1 protein-coding gene is annotated in these 645 nt (G+C 44.0%); it reads right to left on the bottom strand.

The window, feature by feature from the left end:
- Positions 1-470 (bottom strand): YtfJ family protein (locus R7R24_RS27715; protein ID WP_318120279.1); only part of this gene is annotated, 470 nt, incomplete at its 3' end.
- Between the last annotated feature and the right edge of the window lie 175 nt (positions 471-645).

Below are 645 nucleotides of genomic sequence, written 5' to 3'. Positions count from 1 at the left end.
CCTTGTTTATCTTGTACGATGATCGCAGAGCTTTCTTCTTTTAGCCCCCAAGTGTTCGCCACCAAGCCATTTTCATCCAATACCATTGATGACCAAGGAAACTCTTTTTTACTGTCTTGTGCAGAAGATTTCACAAATGAGCCAGTGCCCCAAATCGCATCATCTTGGTTGATGATGGTGGTGGTCTGGTAGCTATCTTCTGGGAATTTAGCGGCGGTAATTGCAGTCATCAGCGGTGCGTTCATCTCTTTTGAACTGCTGCGACCAGCAATCGCTTGAATTACGCGGACTTTACCTAACATATGCTGTGTTGCCCCAGGCTGGTAAGCCACACCTTCACCTTGTAAAACAATTTCACCGTATGCGCCGACTTGTGCAGGTGGAACGGTTTCACCAACCGACAAGTTATGTGCGAAAGCCAAACTTGGAGAAAGAGCAAGCAGTAGAGGTAGGAGAGTCTTAGTTTTCATATTGTTATATTCCGTTTGGGTTTGGGAGTTAAGCCAGTATATATCCAGTCCCGGCAAATTTGTAGAATTGTTGATAACATTTATTTAACGTATGCAGTGGTGTAATGTTGCGTTGTAGTTAGAATTTGCTACACTGAACTCCGTCGCAAAATGCGCATTAAGGTTGCAGAGAATA

This window comes from Vibrio sp. 704 (assembly GCF_033339295.1).
The sequence above is the reverse complement of the archived record's forward strand: the minus strand, read 5'-3'. Positions and strand labels throughout refer to the sequence as shown.